Origin of the sequence: Nocardia sp. JMUB6875, from assembly GCF_041154655.1 — a bacterium.
Taxonomy (GTDB): Bacteria; Actinomycetota; Actinomycetes; order Mycobacteriales; family Mycobacteriaceae; genus Nocardia.
Map to the genome: position 1 here is coordinate 1 of NZ_BAAFGR010000272.1, position 7,073 is coordinate 7,073.

Annotated in this window: 7 protein-coding genes; 6 read left to right on the plus strand and 1 reads right to left on the minus strand. The window is 67.9% G+C overall.

The genetic code is table 11. From position 1 onward, the window contains the following. The 5 genes from ACAM49_RS37525 to ACAM49_RS37545 all read left to right on the plus strand — a co-directional run. Positions 1-314, plus strand: a 314-nt coding sequence (locus tag ACAM49_RS37525) for a hypothetical protein (RefSeq protein ID WP_369640286.1), incomplete at its 5' end; no start/stop codon positions are given. Positions 315-480: 166 nt separating this feature from the next. After that, positions 481-1,836, plus strand: coding sequence for a glutamine synthetase family protein (locus tag ACAM49_RS37530; RefSeq protein WP_369640292.1), 1,356 nt, complete (start codon positions 481-483; stop codon positions 1,834-1,836). Then, the gene (locus ACAM49_RS37535; protein WP_369640287.1) at positions 1,817-2,560 is read left to right on the plus strand and encodes a gamma-glutamyl-gamma-aminobutyrate hydrolase family protein; all 744 of its coding nucleotides are present in this window, start codon (positions 1,817-1,819) and stop codon (positions 2,558-2,560) included. The genes ACAM49_RS37530 and ACAM49_RS37535 overlap by 20 nt, the downstream gene beginning before the upstream one ends. Beyond that, on the plus strand, positions 2,557-3,918 hold the full coding sequence (locus ACAM49_RS37540) for an aldehyde dehydrogenase (protein WP_369640288.1): 1,362 nt from the start codon (positions 2,557-2,559) through the stop codon (positions 3,916-3,918). Before ACAM49_RS37535 ends, ACAM49_RS37540 begins: the two co-directional genes overlap by 4 nt. Positions 3,919-3,946: 28 nt before the next feature. Next, entirely contained in the window at positions 3,947-4,711 is a 765-nt protein-coding gene (locus ACAM49_RS37545; RefSeq protein ID WP_369640289.1) for a 3-oxoacyl-ACP reductase, read from the plus strand. A gap of 3 nt (positions 4,712-4,714) precedes the next feature. Here the strand turns inward: ACAM49_RS37545 and ACAM49_RS37550 are convergent, their stop codons facing one another. Continuing rightward, positions 4,715-6,268: an amino acid permease gene (locus ACAM49_RS37550; protein WP_369640290.1), complete on the minus strand. Its 1,554-nt coding sequence runs from the start codon at positions 6,266-6,268 to the stop codon at positions 4,715-4,717. 159 nt (positions 6,269-6,427) lie between these two features. On the opposite strand from ACAM49_RS37550, the gene ACAM49_RS37555 reads away from it, so the two are divergent. Beyond that, positions 6,428-7,039, plus strand: a complete 612-nt coding sequence (locus tag ACAM49_RS37555) for a class I SAM-dependent methyltransferase (protein ID WP_369640291.1) — start codon at positions 6,428-6,430, stop codon at positions 7,037-7,039. Positions 7,040-7,073 lie beyond the last annotated feature (34 nt).

The window sequence follows — 7,073 nt, forward strand, 5'->3', positions numbered from 1 at the left end:
TGGGGGCCGCGTGGGCGCTCTTGTGGGCCTTCACGCACGAGGGGCCGGAGGAGTGGGATGGGGAGGTGCCGTTCGTGGTCGAGTGCTCGAACTCGGCTCCGTGCGTGCTCACCAGCCTGGCGGACCAGACACCGAGTCTGGCAGTTCGGGGAATGCCGAGCAGGACTGTCTCGGTGAACATTCCCTCCGACATCGCGGGACTGCAGGCCGGTGACCGCGTCATGTGCGGCGTCCACGTCGAGATCCAGGCGTGGGGGCAGAGCGCCAACGACCCTCAGCCGATCACCACACTCAAAGCGTGCCGCCGCTCATAGCCGTTGCGGTGAACAGGTGCGACGACCCCGACCCCCAGAAAAGCTGCTGCGGACATGAACGCTGCGAATCGTACGGGGATCTCCTCGGCAATTCGGGCACGCGTGGGGGGTGGGGTCGCCTAGCGTGGGCACGTTGACGTCGAGAGGGGTCGAGATGCGGGCCGGGATGTTGAGCACGGCGGAGCTGGTGCGGCTGGTGGAGGCGGGGCAGCTGGACACCGTGCTGGTGGCGATGACGGATATGCAGGGCCGGTTACAGGGGAAGCGTTGTTCGGCACGGTATTTCGTGGACGAGGTGCTGGATCAGGCGACCGAGGCCTGTAATTATCTGCTCGCCGTCGATGTGGAGATGACCACGGTCGAGGGCTACGAGATGTCCTCGTGGGAGACCGGCTACGGCGACTTCGTGCTGCGCCCGGATCTGAGCACCCTGCGGCTGGTGCCGTGGTGGCCGGGCACCGCCCTGGTGCTCTGCGATGTGGAGCAGGTGACCGATCACGGCATGCCGGGTCAGCCGGTCGCCGCCTCCCCCAGGCAGGTATTGCGGGCGCAGCTGGATCGCCTGGCCGAGCACGGTTTACACGCCTACGTCGGCACCGAGCTGGAATTCCTGGTCTTCGACGACACCTACGAGGCCGCGTTCCGCAGCGGCTACCGGGACCTGACCCCGGCCAACCAGTACAACGTCGACTACTCCATGCTCGGCACCGGCCGCATCGAGCCGCTGCTGCGCCGCATCCGCACCGAAATGTCCGGCGCCGGAATGTATGTCGAGTCCGCGAAGGGCGAATGCAATCCCGGCCAGCACGAGATCGCCTTCCGCTACGACGAGGCCCTGATCACCTGCGACAATCACAGCATCTACAAGACCGGGGCCAAGGAGATCGCCGCCCAGGACGGCCGCAGCATCACCTTCATGGCGAAATACAATGAGCGCGAAGGCAATTCCTGCCACATCCACCTGAGCCTGCGCAATGACGCGGGCGAGCCGGTCTTCGCCGACGGCGACGGCCCCTCGGCTCTTATGCGCCACTTCCTGGCGGGCCAGCTGGACTGCCTGCGTGAGCTCACCTATTTCCTGGCCCCGAACATCAACTCCTACAAGCGTTTCCAGGCGGGCAGTTTCGCGCCCACCGCCCTGGCCTGGGGCCGCGACAACCGCACCTGCGCCCTGCGCACCGTCGGCCACGGCCCGTCCCTGCGCTTCGAGAACCGCATCCCGGGCGGCGACGTCAACCCGTACCTGGCCGTCGCCGCCGCCATCGCCGCCGGATTGCACGGCATCGAGCAGCAACTGCCCCTGGAACCGGAATTCCACGGCAACGCCTACCGCTCCCATCGCCCCCGCGTCCCGCGCACCCTGCGCGAGGCCGCCCAGCTCTTCGGCGAGAGCAAGGTCGCGCAGAAGGCGTTCGGCCCGGAAGTCGTGCGCCACTACCGCAATGCCGCGCAGGTCGAGATCGACGCCTACGACGCGGCCGTCACGGACTGGGAGCGGATGCGTGGCTTCGAACGACTCTGACACCGGACGCCGGCCGATCATCGGCCTGCCCACCTATGCCGAGCGCACCCGCTTCGGCCACTGGGACGTGGACGCCGCGGTCCTGGCCCGCACCTATGTCGACCTGACCGTGCGCGCGGGCGGCATCCCGGTCCTGTTGCCGCCCACCGGAACCCCGCGCCCCGAACTGATCGACCGCCTCGACGGCCTGGTGCTGACCGGCGGCGCCGACCTCGACCCGGCCCGCTACGGCGCCTCACCGCACCCCGCCACCGGCAAGCCGCGCACCGACCGCGACGAATCCGAATTCGGCCTCTTCGAACTGGCCCGCGCCGCACACCTGCCCGTGCTCGCCATCTGCCGCGGCCTGCAACTGGTGAACGTCGCCCTCGGCGGCACCCTGCACCAGCACCTGCCCGACGTCCTCGGCCACACCGAACACAACCGCGAGCCGGGCACTTTCACGATCACCACGGTCGCGACCACCCCCGGCAGCCGGGTCGCCGCCATCGTCGGCCCGGAGGTGAAGGCGCACTGCCACCACCATCAGGCCATCGACACGCTCGCCCCCGCCCTCGCCGCCACCGCGCACGCCCCCGACGGCACCATCGAGGCGGCCGAGACCCGCGACGGCCCCTTCCTATTGGGCGTGCAGTGGCATCCCGAGGAGAACGCGACCGACGCCCGCCTGATGCGGGCCCTGGTCGAACAGGCGGACCGATACGGAAAGGAACGCAACCCGTGACGACGACCGAGGTGGTCAACCCCGCCACCGAAACCGTGGTGGCCACCATCGAATTGGCCGACCAGGCCGCGACCGACGCCGCCATCGCCCGCGCCCAGCGGGCCTTCGAGGGCTGGCGCGCCGTCGCGCCCGGTGATCGCGCGCGGCTGCTGCGCCGCTTCGCCGAGGCCGTCGACGCCGAGATCGAGCAGCTGGCCCGGCTCGAGGTGAGCAATGCCGGGCACACCATCGGCAATGCCCGCTGGGAGGCCGGGAACGTCCGCGATGTGCTGCACTACAGCGCGGGTATGCCGGAACGCCTGCTGGGCAATCAGATTCCGGTGCAAGGCGGCGTAGACATCACCTTCTGCGAACCGCTGGGCGTGGTCGGCATCATCGTGCCGTGGAACTTCCCCATGCCGATCGCGGCGTGGGGCTTCGGGCCCGCGTTGGCCGCCGGGAACACGGTGGTGCTCAAACCGGCCGAACTCACGCCCCTGACCGCGATCCGCCTGGGCGAGCTCGCGCTGGAAGCCGGTCTGCCCGAACATGTCTTCCAGGTGATACCCGGCAAAGGCTCGGTGGTGGGCGCACGCTTCGTCACCCACCCCGCCGTGCGCAAGGTGGTCTTCACCGGTTCCACCGAGGTCGGCAAGCAGATCATGATCGGCTGCGCCGACCAGGTGAAGCGCGTGACTCTCGAATTGGGCGGCAAGAGCGCCAATATCGTGTTCGCCGACGCCGATATCGAGCGCGCCGCCGCCACCGCACCCTACGGCGTCTTCGACAATGCCGGTCAGGACTGCTGCGCGCGTTCCCGGATCCTGGTGCAGCGCAGCATCTTCGACCGCTTTCTCGAACTCCTCGAACCCGCCGTGCAAGGCGTCGTCGTCGGCGATCCCTCCAATGCCGACACCGAGATGGGCCCGCTCATCTCCGCCGCCCACCGCGACCGCGTCGCCGCCTTCCTGGAACCCTCGACCAAGGTGGCCTTCACCGGCACCCGGCCCGACGGCCCCGGATTCTGGTTCCCCCCAACGGTTGTTCTCCCCTCCGGCCCCGAGGATCGCGTCCTCACCGAGGAGATCTTCGGCCCGGTCGTGACCGTCACCCCCTTCGACGACGAGGCCGACGCCCTGCGCCTGGCCAATGACACCGAATACGGCCTGTCCGGCTCCATCTGGACCTCCGATGTCGGCCGCGCCCTGCGGGTGGCCCGCGGCGTCGAGGCCGGGAACCTCTCGGTGAATTCGCATTCCTCCGTGCGGTATTGGACCCCGTTCGGCGGCTTCAAACAGTCCGGCCTGGGCCGCGAGCTCGGCCCGGACGCCGCGCGCGCCTTCACCGAAACCAAGAACGTCTTCCTCGCCACCGAGTAGAGACCCCCATCCGAGAGAAGGAGAAACGTTGCAGCGCTTACAGGATCGAGTCGCGGTGGTCACCGGCGGCGGCAGCGGCATCGGCCTCGCCACCGTGCGGCGCTTCGCCCAGGAGGGCGCGAAGGTCGTGGTCGCCGATATCGACGCCACCACCGGCGAGGCCGCCGCGGCCGAGGTCGGCGGTCTCTACGTGAAGGTCGACGTCACCGACGAGGAACAGGTCAAGGCCATGTTCCAGACCGCCGTGGACACCTACGGCGGCCTCGACATCGCCTTCAACAATGCGGGAATCTCACCGCCGGACGACGATTCGATCCTCACCACCGGCCTCGAGGCGTGGAAGCGGGTGCAGGACGTCAATCTGACGTCGGTCTACCTGTGCAGCAAGTACGCCATCGAGCACATGCTCGAGCGCGGCAAGGGCTCGGTCATCAATACCGCGTCCTTCGTCGCGGTCATGGGCGCGGCCACCTCGCAGATCTCCTACACCGCCTCCAAGGGCGGCGTGCTGTCCATGAGCCGCGAACTCGGAGTCCAGTTCGCGCGCCAGGGCATTCGCGTCAACGCCCTGTGCCCCGGACCGGTCAACACTCCCCTGCTGCAGGAGCTGTTCGCCAAGGATCCCGAGCGCGCTGCCCGCCGCCTGGTGCACATCCCCACCGGACGCTTCGCCGAGCCGGAGGAGATCGCCGCCGCCGTGGCCTTCCTCGCCAGCGACGATTCCTCCTTCATCACCGCCTCGCAATTCCTGGTCGACGGCGGCATCTCGGGTGCGTACGTGACCCCGCTGTAGCTCTCAGGCGCCGACGGGGGCTTCGGTCCCCGGCGGTTCCTCCACGGTCCGCTTCGGCCCGGTGAACCAGCGCCGCGCCGAGGCGAACCACCAGATGGCGATCGCCCCGACCACGCCGACCAGGGTGATCGGCGCGTAATTCACCGAGTTCCAAGTGAATCCGTCCACCCACGGATAGCCGTGGTCATCGGTGGGCAGGATGAACAGCACGCTGATGATCACGATCCAGATCAGCGCGATGATCCCGACCGGGCGATACCAGCGGCCCAATTGCCAAGGCCCGGTCTGGAATCGCTCGCCGTGCCGCAACCGCAGCAGCACCGGCAGACCGTAGGCGATGTACAACCCGATGGTGGCCACCGAGGTCGCCGCGGCGTACGCGGTCGGGGCGTTGGCCGCCGGCACCAACATCGACGGAATCAGCAGGATGAACGCGAAAACCGACACGAACAGCACCGCGTTCACCGGCACCTTCCGCGCCGACAGCGCCGACCACAACTTCGATCCGGGCACCGCGCCATCGCGGGAGAACGCGAACAGCATCCGCGAGGCCGCGGTGACCGAGGCGTAGCCGCAGAACAATTGGGCCACCGCGGCGATGATCAGCAGGAATCCCGACCAGAACGAACTCAGCGAATTCTGCAGGATGTAGATGACCGGATAGCCGCTGTTCTTCGTCGGATCCAGCGAGTCGTCCAGATTCGGAATCGCGAACGTCACCGCCAGAATCAGCAGATACCCCGCGACCGCCGACACGATGATCGTATTGATGATTCCCTTGGCCGCCATCCGCGAGGCGTCGTGGGTCTCCTCGGACATGTGCGCCGAGGCGTCGTATCCGGTGAATGTGTACTGCGCGTGCAGCAATCCGAGCAGGAAACTGAATGCCACCCCGCCGAATCCGACCGCGCTGTTGTCCACGGTCTTGGTGAACACGAACCCGATGCTCTGGTGGTGATCCGCCCCGAAGCCCAGGATCAGCACGAACAGCGCCACGCCGCCGACATGCCACCACGCCGACACGTTGTTGATGACCGCCGACAGATGCGGGCCGATGGCGTTCAATACCGCGTGCAGCACGATGATTCCGGCGAACACCATGAAGATGGCGGTGCGATCGGTGCCGATATCCCACCCGATCACATTGAGCACCGCGGTCGTGAAAATCGCCGCGCCGTAATCGATGGCCGCGGTCACCGCGATCTGCCCGATCAGATTGAACCACCCGGTGAACCACCCCCACACCGGCCCGCCCAGCTCCGACGCCCACCAGTACAGTCCGCCGGAGGTCGGGTACGCCGACGCCAATTCGGCCATGGCCAGCCCGACGAACAACACCATGAGCGAGACCAGCGGCCAGCCCCACGCCATGGTGATCGGCCCGCCGTTCTGCAGGCCGATCCCGTAACTCGCCAATCCGCCGGTCAGAATCGAGACAATCGTGAAACTGATGGCGAAGTTGGAGAATCCCGACCAGGATCGCGCCAATTCCTGTTTGTAACCGAGTTCGGCGAGCCGCCGTTCATCATCACCGGATGTGGGCTGGGTTTCCGTCATAGGTGCTCCCGAGTGAAAACGCCGCCCTCACACGGCGTTTGCGTGGAGCCCAGTGTGCGGTAATCCGGTCCGGCGCGCACGGCAACCCGGAAAACTGGTCGCCCGTGCAGTTTCCCGGCGGGCGCCCCCGACTACCCGACGCTCGATAAATTCGAAGGTATGGACCCGCACCCCGAGTACCACGACCCCGACGCACCCGACACCCTCTACGCGACCAAGCCCCCGTGGGACATCGACCGCCCACAATCCGCCTTCGCGGCCCTCGCCGAGTCCGGCGCACTGCACGGCCGCGTGCTCGATCTCGGCTGCGGCACAGGCGAACACGCACTACTGGCCGCGAGCTTCGGCCTCGACGCCACCGGCATCGACCTATCCGCGCAGGCCCTCGACACCGCCCGCCACAAGGCCGCCGACCGCGGCCTGAAGGCGACCTTCCTCCGCCACAACGCCCTCGACCTGGGCACCCTCGGCGACACCTTCGACACGGCCCTGGACTGCGGCCTGTTCCACCTCTTCGACGGCGACGACCGCACCGCCCTGGTCACTGGCCTGACCACCATCCTCAACCCCGGCGGCCACTACTACCTCCTCGGCTTCAGCGACCGCCAACCCGGCACCTGGGGCCCACACCGCCTGTCCCGCACCGACATCGAATCCGCCTTCCCCACCGCCGCCTGGCACCTCAACTCCCTCGCCCCCGCCACCCTCGACATCAACGCCCCCGACCTCACCACGGTCGAAGCCTGGCTCGCCGCCCTCACCCGACGCTGATCGCCATGCCCGCCCTGGAGTCCCACATCAGCAC

What these genes read in the sequence shown, in the direction of transcription:
- ACAM49_RS37530 (WP_369640292.1), top strand. Translation starts at nt 481, where the DNA reads ATGTTGAGCACGGCGGAGCTGGTGCGGCTGGTGGAGGCGGGGCAGCTG.
- ACAM49_RS37550 (WP_369640290.1), bottom strand. Translation starts at nt 6,268, where the DNA reads ATGACGGAAACCCAGCCCACATCCGGTGATGATGAACGGCGGCTCGCC.
- ACAM49_RS37555 (WP_369640291.1), top strand. Translation starts at nt 6,428, where the DNA reads ATGGACCCGCACCCCGAGTACCACGACCCCGACGCACCCGACACCCTC.